Source organism: Vibrio sp. 10N.286.51.C3 (genome assembly GCF_003050065.1).
In the GTDB taxonomy this organism is placed as follows: domain Bacteria; phylum Pseudomonadota; class Gammaproteobacteria; order Enterobacterales; family Vibrionaceae; genus Vibrio; species Vibrio crassostreae.
In genome coordinates this window covers 185424-199358 of the sequence record NZ_PIGC01000001.1, presented here as the reverse complement: position 1 = coordinate 199358, position 13935 = coordinate 185424, and the positions used below count along the sequence as shown (strand labels likewise).

12 protein-coding genes are annotated in these 13935 nt (G+C 44.8%); 2 read left to right on the top strand and 10 right to left on the bottom strand.

What is annotated here, in order from left to right; all coding sequences use genetic code 11:
- Positions 1-183: 183 nt before the first annotated feature.
- Positions 184-1212, top strand: coding sequence for a dihydroorotase (pyrC, locus tag CWO27_RS00795; RefSeq protein ID WP_050632884.1), 1029 nt, complete (start codon positions 184-186; stop codon positions 1210-1212).
- A 152-nt stretch (positions 1213-1364) separates the two neighbouring features.
- On the opposite strand, the gene CWO27_RS00790 is transcribed toward pyrC, so the two are convergent.
- Positions 1365-2270 carry a DUF808 domain-containing protein gene (locus CWO27_RS00790; protein ID WP_102529959.1) on the bottom strand — a complete coding sequence of 302 codons (906 nt, stop codon included), beginning with the start codon at positions 2268-2270 and terminating at the stop codon, positions 1365-1367.
- A 174-nt stretch (positions 2271-2444) separates the two neighbouring features.
- On the opposite strand from CWO27_RS00790, the gene CWO27_RS00785 reads away from it, so the two are divergent.
- The gene (locus CWO27_RS00785; RefSeq protein WP_102433063.1) at positions 2445-3371 is read left to right on the top strand and encodes a M14 family metallopeptidase; all 927 of its coding nucleotides are present in this window, start codon (positions 2445-2447) and stop codon (positions 3369-3371) included.
- 208 nt (positions 3372-3579) lie between these two features.
- On the opposite strand, the gene CWO27_RS00780 is transcribed toward CWO27_RS00785, so the two are convergent.
- The 9 genes from CWO27_RS00780 to CWO27_RS00740 all read right to left on the bottom strand — a co-directional run bounded on the left by CWO27_RS00780 (position 3580) and on the right by CWO27_RS00740 (position 13620).
- Positions 3580-5187 carry a BCCT family transporter gene (locus CWO27_RS00780; protein WP_107898372.1) on the bottom strand — a complete coding sequence of 536 codons (1608 nt, stop codon included), beginning with the start codon at positions 5185-5187 and terminating at the stop codon, positions 3580-3582.
- A gap of 485 nt (positions 5188-5672) precedes the next feature.
- Entirely contained in the window at positions 5673-6245 is a 573-nt protein-coding gene (locus CWO27_RS00775) for a malate synthase (RefSeq protein WP_017064292.1), read from the bottom strand.
- 236 nt (positions 6246-6481) lie between these two features.
- Positions 6482-7402 carry a cache domain-containing protein gene (locus CWO27_RS00770; protein WP_102398398.1) on the bottom strand — a complete coding sequence of 307 codons (921 nt, stop codon included), beginning with the start codon at positions 7400-7402 and terminating at the stop codon, positions 6482-6484.
- Between the two features lie 11 nt (positions 7403-7413).
- Entirely contained in the window at positions 7414-8754 is a 1341-nt protein-coding gene (locus CWO27_RS00765; protein ID WP_017057942.1) for a TRAP transporter large permease, read from the bottom strand.
- 37 nt (positions 8755-8791) lie between these two features.
- A complete protein-coding gene (locus tag CWO27_RS00760) occupies positions 8792-9334 on the bottom strand; it encodes a TRAP transporter small permease (protein WP_017097758.1) in 543 nt (180 codons plus the stop codon).
- Between the two features lie 163 nt (positions 9335-9497).
- Positions 9498-10499 carry a TRAP transporter substrate-binding protein gene (locus tag CWO27_RS00755; protein ID WP_048609745.1) on the bottom strand — a complete coding sequence of 334 codons (1002 nt, stop codon included), beginning with the start codon at positions 10497-10499 and terminating at the stop codon, positions 9498-9500.
- Positions 10500-10616: 117 nt separating this feature from the next.
- Entirely contained in the window at positions 10617-12065 is a 1449-nt protein-coding gene (locus tag CWO27_RS00750) for an NAD(P)/FAD-dependent oxidoreductase (protein WP_107898371.1), read from the bottom strand.
- A 48-nt stretch (positions 12066-12113) separates the two neighbouring features.
- A complete protein-coding gene (locus CWO27_RS00745) occupies positions 12114-12551 on the bottom strand; it encodes a nuclear transport factor 2 family protein (protein WP_102393921.1) in 438 nt (145 codons plus the stop codon).
- A 262-nt stretch (positions 12552-12813) separates the two neighbouring features.
- Entirely contained in the window at positions 12814-13620 is an 807-nt protein-coding gene (locus CWO27_RS00740; RefSeq protein WP_107898370.1) for an FRG domain-containing protein, read from the bottom strand.
- Positions 13621-13935 lie beyond the last annotated feature (315 nt).

The following is a 13935-nucleotide window of genomic DNA, read 5'->3' as shown; positions in this document are numbered from 1 at the left end:
AAAATTAAATACCGAATAAAATACGAAGAAAAACAAGCTCCTAACCCTGAAGAGTTAAAAATAGGATGAAATGAAAGTGCTTTTCCACTATCATCCTGTCGCCTAAACGTAAGCGATTGCTTTCACAGATTTCGCTGAGTTTAGGCTCCAACTACATAACACTTCAAATGGTGGGAGCCTTCAATGACACAACTTACGATTACTCGTCCTGACGACTGGCACGTTCATCTACGCGATGGCGAAGTATTAAAAGATACAGTGCGCGATATCAGCCGCTACAATGGTCGAGCGTTAATCATGCCAAATACCATCCCACCGGTAACCGATACCGAAATGGCTCTTGCTTACCGTGAACGCATCATGGCAGAGCAGCCAAGCGAGCAGTTCCAGCCTCTAATGGCACTTTACCTGACAGACAACACAACACCTGACGAAATTCGCAAAGCGAAAGAGTCTGGTGCAGTAGTCGCTGCAAAGCTTTACCCAGCAGGCGCGACGACTAACTCGGATTCAGGTGTAACTTCGGCTCAAAAGATTTACCACGTGTTAGAAGCCATGCAAGAAGTGGATATGTTGCTACTGGTTCATGGTGAAGTAACCACTCACGATGTTGATATCTTTGACCGTGAGAAGCAATTCCTAGACACCGTGCTAGCGCCGATTGTGAACGACTTCCCTAACCTGAAGATTGTTCTAGAGCACATCACAACTGCTGATGCTGCAAACTTCGTTAAAAACGCGAACGACAACGTAGCGGCAACCATTACTGCTCACCACTTGCTTTACAACCGCAACCACATGTTGGTTGGCGGCATTAAGCCACACTTCTACTGCCTTCCTATCCTGAAGCGCAACACTCACCAGTTAGCACTTATCGAAGCGGCAACAAGCGGCAGCAAGAAGTTCTTCTTGGGTACAGACTCTGCACCACACGCAAAAGGCGCAAAAGAGTCAGCATGTGGTTGTGCGGGTTCTTACACAGCGCACGCTGCCGTTGAACTGTACGCAGAAGTGTTCGACTTAGAAGGTAAGATTGAGAACCTAGAAGCGTTTGCAAGCCACAACGGCCCTGACTTCTACGGTATTCCACGTAACACGGACACCATCACTCTTGTTAAAGAAGAGTGGAACGTTGCTGAAACGATGCCTTTTGGTTCAGACATCGTTGTGCCAATCCGTGGCGGCGAGACGATTGCTTGGTCTGTAAAATAAACGCTTAGTCGGTAAATAAGCGCTTATATTGCAAAATAAGAGCGTGGTGTTAATTAAACACGACCCATTAGATTAAAAGGGGCACCATAATTATTATGGTGCCCCTTTTCGTCTCGTGGAGAGAGGGTTTTATTAAGATCAATAATGAGCGATTACTTACCGCGAATTTTTCCAATCACAGTCCAAACAGCAACGACGATCAATCCAGCTAAGACGCCGATAACACCGTTCAACAGAGTTGGAACCACCGCTGTCGCTATCGTATGTCCACGAAAATCCATAATAATCGGCTCAATTAAGTGATGAATCGCAGGAACGTTGTGCACCACAATGCCACCGCCAACCAAGAACATCGCTGCAGTACCGACCACAGCAAGCGTCTTCATTAACTTGGGCGCAAACGCGACTAGCCCGTTACCCAATTGAGTTTTCATGGTACTTCCACTCGATGTTCGCTGCAGATAGAAGCCTAAATCGTCCAACTTAACGATCCCTGCCACTAAGCCATAAACACCAATCGTCATCACTACCGCAATCAAACTCACGACAAGAATCTGAGTAAGGATACTTGTACCCGTCACAGTACCCAGTGCTATCACGATGATTTCCGCCGATAAGATGAAGTCGGTACGAATCGCGCCAGCGACCTTTCTCTTCTCGTATTCCTCTATGGATTCACCAGTACTCGTATCTTCCCCCTTTTCATCATCATGATGAGCATGAGGAAAGAGCTTCTCTAAGATTTTCTCTGCGCCCTCAAAACAAAGAAACAGACCACCAATCAAAAGCAAAGGCATGATCAGCCAAGGAATAAAGGCACTGATCAATAATGCCGCGGGCACCAAAATCAGCTTGTTTTTAAATGAGCCTTTGGCAACCGCCCATACCACTGGGATTTCTCGCTCAGCAGAAACACCGGATACCTGCTGGGCATTCAGCGCTAAATCATCCCCCAACACACCAGCGGTTTTTTTCGCTGCGACCTTAGACATCAGTGCGACATCATCCAATACGGTTGCAATGTCATCCAGTAGCGTTAATAAACTTGCTCCAGCCATTTTATGGTCTCTTTTAAGGGATTAAACAATTGATAAAATGTAACACCATCAATTCACTCGTCAAAGTTATGAGTCTGTAAAAAATAGAGTCACAAGTTGTGTTTTCTATTGCCGGATCAGCTAGACAGGACTAGTCTGTCCTCATCTTTCGCGAACATAAAAGAAGAAGTATAGATGAAAAGTGAATACTCCTACCCAATTGGTAAGCCAGGACAAAGATGGCAAGAAGCAGAACGTCAAGCATGGTTCGCTCAAAGAACCGTTAAGCGTGAATACCAGCAAGAAGTCGTGCCAAAAATCCAAGCATTAGCAGACCGCTTTGATATCGAGCAATACGGTGCATTGAGCTACGATGAAGCTCGCTTCCCGCTTTTTGCAATCAAAAGCAAAAACTGGGACGAGTCAAAGCCGACGATTCTGGTAACCGGTGGTGTTCACGGTTACGAAACCAGTGGTGTGCATGGCGCTATCAAATTTGCAGCGACCCAAGCAGAGAAATACGTAGCGCACTTCAACATTGTAGTAGCACCTTGTGTAAGCCCTTGGGGTTACGAAGTGATTAACCGTTGGAACCCAAATGCTGTTGATCCAAACCGCTCTTTCTATGACGGTACGCCAGCAGAAGAATCAGCAAACCTACGTGCGTTAGTCGCTTCTTTACCAGAAGTATTGGTTCACGTTGATCTACACGAAACGACAGATTCTGACGAAACAGAATTTCGACCAGCACTCGCAGCACGTGATGGTATTGAGTACATTGAAGGTATGATTCCAGACGGCTTCTACACAGTTGGCGATACTGAAAATCCACAGCCAGAATTCCAAGCGGCGGTGATTGCTTCAGTAGAAAAAGTAACGCACATTGCGCCAGCAGATGCAGACGGCAAGATCATTGGTTCTGAAGTTACCCAACATGGTGTGATTAACTACCCAATGAAGAAGCTTGGCTTATGTGGCGGTGTGACTGACTGTAAGTACGGTACAACCACAGAGGTTTACCCGGACAGCGATAAAGTGACAGACGAAGAGTGTAATGACGCTCAGGTTGCAGCGGTAGTCGGTGCTTTGGATTACGTTATTCAGCACGAACTGAACGCGTAAGCCAATAGCTAGTAGCTAGTCCCTTAGAACTAATCCCTAAAACTAAAAAAGAGCCACAAGTGACGAGTCGCTTTTAGCTCTTTTTTTGTCTCTTTCTCTTACCTGCCATTTCTTCTCAGGCATAAAAAAGCTCCCTTGCACACTGTGCAAGAGAGCTTTGAAATCACGTTTAGTCAGGAGTCATTCATGAACTCCCTGCTTGAGTTCTTTAGTTAGTCGTTTCGCTAACGCTTGCTTGTCCTTTATCTACTTCAGTTAGTAGACCTTTCAACAAGCTGAAACAACCAATCAGAAGAATGATCGTAAACGGCAGTGCAGCAATGATCGTTATCGATTGCAGTGCTTGGATAGATTGAGTACCACCAATCCACAGCATTACCATTGCAATAGCGCCTGAGATAACCGCCCAAACCACTTTCTGTTTCACTGGTACTTCAAGCTTACCACCCGCCGTCATGCCATCGATAACGATAGAACCTGAGTCTAGCGTAGTCACGAAGAATACGATGATCAGTGCTACAGCGATAACAGATAGAATGCTACCAAACGGGTATGCGTCTAGCATGTAGAACAAGCTTAGAGATACATCTGTGATGCCTTGGTCGAGGCCAAGTTGCCCCACATGACTGATCACTTGCTCGATAGCCACGCCACCAAAGATAGACATCCAAGCCGATGTTACCAATGTTGGGATAATCAGTACGCAAAGTAGGAATTCACGCACCGTACGGCCTTTAGAAATACGCGCTACGAACATACCGAAGAATGGTGCATACGCAACCCACCATGCCCAGTAGAACACAGTCCAACCATGTAGCCATGTTGTGTCTTCTCGACCAGAACTTTGGCTCAATGCAACGATGTTTTTCACATAACCCGTTACCGCAGTCGCCACAGAATCAAGCACAGTTGTGAAGTTCAGAACAGCGATAAGACCAAGGAATACGAACGCAATAACCATGTTCAAGTTACTAAGGAACTTAACACCACCGTCCATACCACGCATAACAGAGATGATCGCCAAGCCCATAATCAAAACGATAATAGATTGCTGAAGGAAGATGTTGTTTTCCAAGCCAAACACGTGGCTGATACCACTTGCTGCTTGTGTACCACCTAAGCCTAATGAGGTCGCAAGACCAAACAACGTAACCAGTACAGTAAGTACGTCGATCACATCACCGGTTTTGCCCCATACTCGTTCACCCAGAATTGGGTAGAACACGGAACGCATTGATAGCGGTAAGCCTTTGTTGTAAACAAAATACGCAAGACAAAGTGCCGTCATGCCATAGATAGCCCAAGCATGGAAACCCCAGTGGAATACGGTCGCACCCAGTGCCAATTCACGGCCAGCTTCTGTGAAAGGTTCTGCATCGAGTGGCGTTCCGAACCAGTTGGTGAAGAACGCCGTTGGCTCTGCAACACCCCAGAAAATAAGTCCAATACCCATGCCTGCTGCGAATAGCATCGCAATCCAAGATGACATTGAATAATCCGCAGTCGCGTCTTCGCCACCTAAGCGAACTTTACCCAAAGGTGAGAATGCAAGAATAACGGCAAAAACTAACATGATGTTGGCTCCCCACATAAAGAGGAAGTCAAACTTAGATAAAACAGCACCCTTGATAGAATCAATCGCAGCTTTGGCATCTGCAGGAGGAAGAGCAAGAAGAGTGATGATAAAGAGAAGAGATAAGCCTACTGAGGCTACGAAGACTGTGTTATGGACATCCATGCCCCATTTACTGATGTTATCTTGACCAACTTGATAGTCAGTAGAATCAATACTGTATTTTTTTGATTTAAAACTCATAAATTATGATGTTCGCATATCCGAATCAACGAATATAAGGACGCTCTCCATATCCAACTACTACTTGATTGGCTCGCCATTTCACAAAAATAAAACGTGATAAAAACCACCGAGCAAGGTGATAAATGGACTTACTGGCTCAATCCCAGGACGCGCATAATAGCACAGCACGAAGTATTTTGACTGAGTTTTTGCTCAATAGTCACCCAAAGCACCGTCAACCATGATAGTTGAGACAATAAAAACAGAATAAAATAAACAAATAAAAACCTTTAAATACAGCGCATTAAATTAAAATAACGCACCGTAAAATATCATTCAAAGTTTCTACAGATAATTTTACTAACCACCCAATTTATTTATAGCTCTAACAAAAAAGCCCCGCTATAGGGGCGGGGAAATTACCAAAGGTAAAAGAGAAATCAGTGTTAGGATGTCAGTGCTGCGATTAGCAGAGCAGCACTTCACATTTCAAAGACAGCACATTAGATCGCGAAGCAAAAACCTAGGTTGTAGTCTTCGCCATTCTTCGCCGTGAACTCTTTGTCTTCACTTGATGCATTCGGGCGGCCGCTTTCATCGCCTTTTACTAAGCTCACCCAGTGACGAATACCTGAAGAACGGCTAGCCTCAGTTTGGCCAAACGTGGTGCACGTCTCTAATTGGATATCTTGAATATCAACTAACTCCAGACGGCCTGTGCCTTTACGAGCGCCGATTGTCACTTCAACGTGTGTACCGCTTTCATCGCGGAATAGAATTGCTGAAGGCTTAGACTTGTCACCGGTGTAAGCTACAAAATGCTTAGCGCGTTTCAGGCCGGTGTGTTCACCATTTTTGAAATAAACCTGAACATGTCGGTAATCAATCTCGTAGCTCACTACATCTTCATGTGAACCAGTCTCTAGAGGAAATAGAGTATCAAGCAGCTGTTTCGCCATTTTTTGTTTTTCGAGTTGCTTGTCTGCTTTCACCATCTCGACGGCAAAGACAGCTTCAGCAATAAATGTTGAATGGTTTCTGTGAAGTTCTGTTTTGTCTAGTGTCAGCATATTCATAGTCTATCCCTCGTACGGCTTTAAATTTCATTTAGGTCAAACATCCCAATAGACCCTTTTCAAAATTGTTCTTTACTGTGTGGTTTCCATGTTTTTCATACTACTTGTATTTTTGAAACAATTTCACAACAAAAATTACACACTGTGAATTTTACTAAATCGCTTTTTTACACAAACCGGTATTTCGAGCCCCCAGCCCTTTATTTCACTGGGTTGAGGGTTCAGTAGAAACACGTTTACGTGTTGTTTGAATTTGTGTAATAACCCACTCCAACCAACTTATTGTCGATCACTCGATAGTAAGTATGCTTGGTTTCTACTTTGCTCGACAGCGGGTTTAACCATCGGTAGGTGTAAACACCTCGGCCGTTTTCTTTCGCAAGGTTCAACATCTCCGTGAGAATTGGCTTATCGTCAGGGCTTAGAATTTCGTTGTGTGAACGCCCGACAAGCTCAGGAGAAACCCCGTGCGCCAGCAGTTTCCCAGAGCTCATATCCATCACAAACACATACAAATCCCCTTCTACAAAGCTGCCTTCCGCGTCATTGAACTCAGTTAGGCTCTCTTGTTCTGACTCCACTATCGCGGTCATCGCTCTCGCCAGTAAATTCTTAGCCTCAGCCGCACTCGAACGTTCAGGGTAATAACCCACAGCCACAATCACATCGCCTACTCGCTCAAAGAAAGTCGTTTTCGGTTCACCCATACGATCAGTCGGATTCGTCCAGTGATACTTCACTTCACCAAAACCGTTGTGTACCGCTTTGGTGATCATTTCACGGAAAAAAGGATTGCCGTAAACGTCTTGCGTGTCCAACACACTGTCGCCCACCAGCACCATCGAAGATCCGCCACTGGCAAGGAATTGGCCATCGATGCCCAAAGCAAACACATATAGCTCCCCATCGATATATTCAGGGTCACTCATAAAGTCTTTAACGCTTTCATCGCCATCCTTTTGAACATGGACCACCGCTTTAGCAAGGAGAGTTTTGGCTCTTCTTTCTGCATCACTGACAACGTGTGGTTCAGAAATATCGAGCACGTTTACAGGCTTGGCTTCTTTCTCCGTTTCAGAATGTTCGGCACGTAAACCAATGCCACTCACTACAGCAAACACGGCACAACCAATGAGGATGATTCTGGATAAATTCATGGTTCTCTCTCCTAATAGCCGACTAAGGACGGTAGCCAAAGCGTAATTTGTGGGAAGAAAGCGATAACGAAAACACCCACAACAGAAGCAAGTACAAAGGGGTGGATCTTCGCGGTGATTTGCTCAACCGTTGAGCCCCCTATGCCCGAGGCGACAAAGATATTCTCTCCAAGTGGCGGCGTTGCAAAACCTATCGATAAGGTACACACCACCACAATTCCCACGTGAGTAGGATCAGCACCTAGCATGTACATGATTGGTAGTAACACTGGCACGATGATCATGATGGCCGCTAAGGTTTCCATGAACATGCCGATGAACAACAACAAGGTAATGGTTAGCGCCCACACCATGTACATGTTATCGGTGAAACTAAGTAGCGATTCCGCCACCACTACTGGGATCTTTTGCTCGATCAACAAACGTCCAAACACGGTAGCGGCAAAGAGGATCAACAACACACGCCCAGTGATCCATGTCGTGGTCGACAGAGATTTCATCACACTTTTAAACGACAGTTCTCGGTGAATGAAAAGCCCCACAAACAACGAATAGAATATCGCAACAACCGCTGATTCTGTTGGTGTGAACATGCCACTGTAGATACCGCCAAGAATTAAGAACGGCGCTAATATCGACCATAATCCGCGGCGCAAGTAGTGCCTTACATCGCCAAACGACCACGTTTCGGTCAGCCCTTTATAGCCTTCACGCTTAGCAATAAAATAGTTAGTGACTACTAGTGTCGACGCCATAATGAAACCCGGCACAACCCCAGCGACAAACAGTTTTGGAATCGATAAGGAAGCAAACTGGCCGTGTTGAGCAATGGCTTCTGGTGGCGCCATTAAGCCCATTGCCGAGATACCAAAGATAACCAAAGGAATGGATGGCGGGATGATAATGCCCAAGCCTCCGGATGCAGCCGTTACGGCCGAAGCGTAGCTCTTATCGTAATCACGTTTAACCATCGCTGGCACCATTAACATGCCTACTGCTGCGGTGGTTGCCGGACCTGAACCCGAGATAGCACCAAAGAAAAGACACGCCATTACTGTTGCCGCACCAAGGCCGCCTGTTACGGGACCAGCTAAGCTTTCTGCGATATCCACCAGACGTTTGGAGATACCCGCCGCCTCCATTAATGCACCCGCAAGAACAAAGGCTGGCAGTGCCATTAGTGGGAAGTTGCCCACCGAGGTAAACGCGATTTGTACTAAAGCGATGGGATTTTTGTCGAGCAACATATAGGCCGCCATCGAAGCGCCGGCCAGTGATACTGTGATTGGTGCGCCTAGGATTAACAGCGTTAAAAAGCCACCAAATAAAATTAGAGTTAAATAGGATTCCATTATTACATCTCTCTATTACGACTATTCTTTGTGATGACTATTGCGCGGACTTTTGTGCCGTCATTTTGCGCAGCTCTTTGACTTCTGGATCTTCGTTGGTTGCGCCTTTAAATAAACGCTCATAGTTGTTCCAGATAATTCGAATCATCATCAGTGAAAACGCGATAGGTAAAATCATGTAGAAGTACTTCATCGGGATACCTGTGGTTTGAGACTTCCAAAACAGATTCATTTTGTTGAACACGAAGTCGTAGCTGAGGTAAACGAAGTAGCCGTTGAAACAGAGCCATAGGAAGTCAGCGATGGTTTCACTCACGGTCTGTACGATTGGCGGAAAGAATTTAAAGTGAAAGCTCACTCGGTTGTGCGCCGACATCTTGGCCGCAACAACAGCCCCTAGATAGGCAAACCAAACGAACATGTAGGTCGCCACTTCATCACCCCAAGGGATAGAGTAATCAAAAAACTGACGAGTAATAATTTGTGTAAACAGCAATAGGACAAAGCTTGCAAGCAACAAACAACAGGTATATTCCTCAATGTTGTTCAGGTGTTTTTTTATTGTTTTAGCGACTGACATATAACCTCCAATGTTGATTTTCACATGACAACCAGTCGCTCACGGTCCTAAAAGATCAGGTACAGAACAGATCAACGAGTACAGCCATGTAAATGCCCTATCTCACTGTTCTACCGCTAGGTGATTAAGTAACGGAGAACAGCAGATAGGGCGAATCTAATCGTTACTTTCTACCTAGTAACTCAAGAACGTCGTCTAGCTTGTCTTTGCCCCCAATGCTTGAGTAGAACTTAGGCCAAACTGACTTAGTCACTTTGTTGATCCACTCTTGCTCGTTGTCTGCTGGGTCTGTGAATACCATGCCTTTCGCTTGTAGCTCTTCGCGAATCTTGTTTTCCGTATTTTCTAGATAAGCAAAGCTGTGCTCTGTTGCTTCCTGACCCGCTTCCAGAATGATTTTTTGCATTTCAGGTGTCTGTTGTTGGAAGACCGTTTCACTCACGATTAGAGGTTCTAGAGAGAAAATGTAGCGAATGTTGGTCACGTACTTTTGTACTTCGTTGAACTTCATCGCGTGAACTGTGATGTAAGGGTTATCTTGTCCATCTACCACGCCTTGTTGCAGGCCGGTGAAAGTCTCAGACCACGCCATTGGTGTTGGGTTTACACCCCATGCTTGATAAGAAGCAATCATGATTTCGTTACGAGGAACACGAATCACTAGCCCTTTCAAATCCTCTGGTGAAGCAACGGGCTTTTTCGAGTTAGTCAAAACCCTAAAGCCAGAATAAGCCCAACCTACGATGCGAACACCAGCGTCACGAATCGTGTTATCAACTAAGTCTTGGCCTACTTGACCTTGAGTCAGTAGTACCGCTTCTTCTGCGCTTTGAATCACGTAAGGCATGGTCAATAGACCAACGGTTGGAGAGAAAGGCGTCACGTTGTTAATCGCCAGCACAGAGAAGTCGAGAAGACCTATTGCAGCATCGTTTACGGTGTCTTGCTCATTGCCTAATTGGCCGTTCGGAAACAGATCGATTTTCACTTTACCGTCTGTTTTTTGCTCCATCAGTTCAGAGAATGAGGTCGCTAATTCCCACTGCGTACCACCAGCAGCATCGCCGATAGCCATTTTAAAATTCGCTGCTGCCGCGGTATGAGATAACACCGCTGTTGCTACAATAGTGACACCAGCAATAATTTTATTTTTAATCAATTTCATAGTCTTAACCTTTCCTATCATACAGACTTCCTGCCTGTACTTTGCTCACAAGGTGACCTGGTACAACTTTCCTGGTCGTAGTTCTATTTCCCTATTTTGGAAACAATGTTCGGGTAGTTACAGCCTTTCATCCTTTAACGAATACCACTGATAAAGGAACCGCTGCCCCATTCTTCGAAACGGTGCAAACATCTCTGATTCCACCACTTCCCTCACGTTGGGGAACGGAAGTTTTGATTCAAATATTGGTAGGTCGAGCTTGTGACCTTCACCTGCGATCCACTGAGCAAGGCGTTTACCTGCTTGAGCGGAATACATCACGCCATTGCCGCCATAACCCAGCGCGTAGAAAATCGATTGCTTTGGATTCGGCTGATAGATTCTCGGCATCATGTCGTGGCTAACATCCACCCAACCCCACCATGAATAATCGATTTTTATCTGATCGAGAGACGGGAATTTTCGAGTAAGATCCGCTCTCAGCATGTCTTCATATTTCTTTTCAGGCGCGTTCTTGCCACTGATGGCACTGCGTGTACCAATCTGTACTCGGTTATCCGGTAACAAACGGTAGTAGTGGCGCAGAATTCGAGTATCAGTAATCACTTGATTGGTTTTGAAGTTACACGCAGCGATCTCGTCTTGAGTTAAAGGACGTGTCACCATCGAGTTAGAAAGCACTGGCAGAAGGCGATTCTTAAGCTCGGAATGCAAACCTTGGCTGGTATACCCACCCGTACAAACACCGACAGAACGCGCCTTCACCAAACCACCTGGCGTTTTCAGGTAATGCACACCGCCACGAGTTTCCCAACCCATAACTGGGCTCGACGGGTGAACTTTCACGCCGAGAGCTCGCGCCTTTCTTAGGTAACCAAACGCCAGTTTCCCTGCATGAATACCAATCCCTTCGGGTTCATGCATCGCGCCAGCCGCTTCTTGGTCGCCAACGTAATCACGCTTTACGGTTTCCGCATCTAAGATCTGCGCATCGTAATCGAACGTGTCACGCAGCAACTTGGCTTCTTTCTCGAGTGTTGACATCACTTTTGGACGATGAGCCACATATAAGTGGCCGCCCGGTTGTGGGTCACAATCGATGTCTTTGATCAGTGACTTGAACGTTTCCATGCCATCCACACACTCGCGGTGCATTTTTAGCGCGGTTTCTAGGCCCCAACGTTCAATCCACTGAGAACGCTTCAAACGCCCAGAAGCACACTGTGCTTGGCCACCATTTCGGGTACTGCAGCCCCAACTCATACGGTTAGCTTCAATCACAGTCGCTTTAATGCCGTACATTTCAGCAAGGTGTATCGCGGTACTTAGGCCTGTGTAGCCTGAACCGATAATAGCCACATCGACATCCATGTCTGACGTGATTGGGCCATCATCTTCAGGTGGTGCGCCTGCGGTATCTACCCAATAAGTCGGGGCATATTCCTTACCGTGACCTGGGCTCTTGTCTTTAAGTGGATCGTATTTTGGATCGTATTTGTCTTTTGCTTGGGTGCTTTTCACCTTTGGCGGCACATCGGCTGCCGGTTGTTCCATTACTAAACTCATAATTCGACTCTCCTAGTCATAACACGTGAACGGGTTGCGATTTCGTGTCTAGCTCTTGGGAGTATTGCTGGGAGTCAAAAGAGGTCGTGTTTTACGGAAGGCATTTTTTACGCTGATTTTTCCGTCTTTAAGGGTAAACACATCAACCATACGAGCTTCGATGACGCTGCCATCCGGGTTCGTCGCAGAAAACGTTGATTCACTCACAGCACGGTCACCGCATACAAAGTGGACAGGGTCGCTCCAAGCCGCATCTGGAAAGTTCTGCCAAACCAATTCAAAGCTATTTCGAACCGCTTCGTACCCTTCGATAGTGTTTCCAAGCAAGCCTTCTCCTGCCACCGTGTGGAATACACAGTCTTCTGTCATGAAAGACATGAGTGCTTCAATATCATGGTTATTCCACGCATCACTGAAAGACTGTAAAAAGGCGGTATCGACTTGGTTTTCCAGCACGAATGTCGCCGCATTGGTTTGCATATTCATATTCCAGAATCCTTTATGTTTTCGTTATTGGTTTAAATTTCAGTAGCTTTTCGCCACTTTTTTATTAGAGTGTTTAAACTAGATTTGTGAAAATTTAACAACTTGATAACAAGGTTCATCACTCTAACTTCGAGTTAGGTTATAAACAATCTCTAAGCTCACAGATTTCATCTTTTTATAAATTAATTAGTGTTCTAATTTTATTTAATCAACTTTTCACTGACGAAATAAGAGGTATAATTAAATTAGAACGTGTTAGCCTTTAGTCGAAATCAAAGTCTTGATGATACTTTCGACCATACTGTTCAAGTTGACGATCATGAGTATTAACTTGCAATTCAATATTGCCGTCACCTTTATTTATGACTTGGTTGTTATCTGCATGTGCTTCGTTTTTTAAATCCGTTAGTTTCTCTTCGACATACTCTGTCGGTTCATTTAAAACATTCATGGATATTAACTCCTTTATCAGGTTTACTTTCACTGATGGAAGAATATGAACGGACACTAGACCGTTTGAATATTCTTTCTCATCGTACAAAGGCTGAATGGCATCATTGCCACCTTCCTTAAATGGGTGAATGGAATACCACTTGTCCTTGCGTGGCTCTTGCTGATCGGAATCCGCCACATTAAATATCTGAGTTTTGTTGAGATCACACGGCGAGCTAAAAACAATAACCCGATGATAATCAATAGCTTTAATTATATTTATGCAGTCTTTACTTTGGCTGTGACACACCGACCAAAGCGCATTTAACAGGTTATCGGTCCATTCCAGTAAACGGGTGGGAAAGCCCTGCTTCTTGGCTAAACACATCAATAACCAGTCATTTATGTCGTGTGAGTTCAGCGAGTGACCACCGTAAACTCTCACAGTTGAAAGCAACTCTTGTTCGACACGGCGTATGTTCTTACGATTGGAACGGCCTAAACTTGGCATTAGATTATTATTTTCATAATCACAAACGTTATACATCAAACCAAGTTGGTCACTGCATTCAGTCATTAATGAATCAATTATTTCATACAGTTCTTCGAGTGTGCTGATATAACGTTTATTGTTCATATTTGATTCCAACCACTCGATAATATAAATAACTAAATTGAAATTTATTCGTTAAAAACTGACATATAATAAAACACACATACTAAAGTCTAAGAACTCTATCGACTTATCGATAATTACTATTTAAAAGTTACTCATAATAATTATTAATAAGTCTCTATTACTGAAACCGCGCACCTATTCTTCTTGGTTGTTTCATTAGGGCTCTAATATTTATAGCGAAATAATAGAAATATATGACCCAATACTTAGATATCAGTACTATTAAGAATCTTTGAAAACAACTCGCTCGTTGAGCCATTCTGTTTCATCATC

Bases quoted from the DNA above. Each gene is read 5' to 3' on its own strand.
- pyrC (WP_050632884.1), top strand. From the start codon at position 184: ATGACACAACTTACGATTACTCGTCCTGACGACTGGCACGTTCATCTA.
- CWO27_RS00790 (WP_102529959.1), bottom strand. From the start codon at position 2,270: ATGGCTGGAGCAAGTTTATTAACGCTACTGGATGACATTGCAACCGTA.
- CWO27_RS00785 (WP_102433063.1), top strand. From the start codon at position 2,445: ATGAAAAGTGAATACTCCTACCCAATTGGTAAGCCAGGACAAAGATGG.
- CWO27_RS00780 (WP_107898372.1), bottom strand. From the start codon at position 5,187: ATGAGTTTTAAATCAAAAAAATACAGTATTGATTCTACTGACTATCAA.
- CWO27_RS00775 (WP_017064292.1), bottom strand. From the start codon at position 6,245: ATGAATATGCTGACACTAGACAAAACAGAACTTCACAGAAACCATTCA.
- CWO27_RS00770 (WP_102398398.1), bottom strand. From the start codon at position 7,402: ATGAATTTATCCAGAATCATCCTCATTGGTTGTGCCGTGTTTGCTGTA.
- CWO27_RS00765 (WP_017057942.1), bottom strand. From the start codon at position 8,754: ATGGAATCCTATTTAACTCTAATTTTATTTGGTGGCTTTTTAACGCTG.
- CWO27_RS00760 (WP_017097758.1), bottom strand. From the start codon at position 9,334: ATGTCAGTCGCTAAAACAATAAAAAAACACCTGAACAACATTGAGGAA.
- CWO27_RS00755 (WP_048609745.1), bottom strand. From the start codon at position 10,499: ATGAAATTGATTAAAAATAAAATTATTGCTGGTGTCACTATTGTAGCA.
- CWO27_RS00750 (WP_107898371.1), bottom strand. From the start codon at position 12,065: ATGAGTTTAGTAATGGAACAACCGGCAGCCGATGTGCCGCCAAAGGTG.
- CWO27_RS00745 (WP_102393921.1), bottom strand. From the start codon at position 12,551: ATGAATATGCAAACCAATGCGGCGACATTCGTGCTGGAAAACCAAGTC.
- CWO27_RS00740 (WP_107898370.1), bottom strand. From the start codon at position 13,620: ATGAACAATAAACGTTATATCAGCACACTCGAAGAACTGTATGAAATA.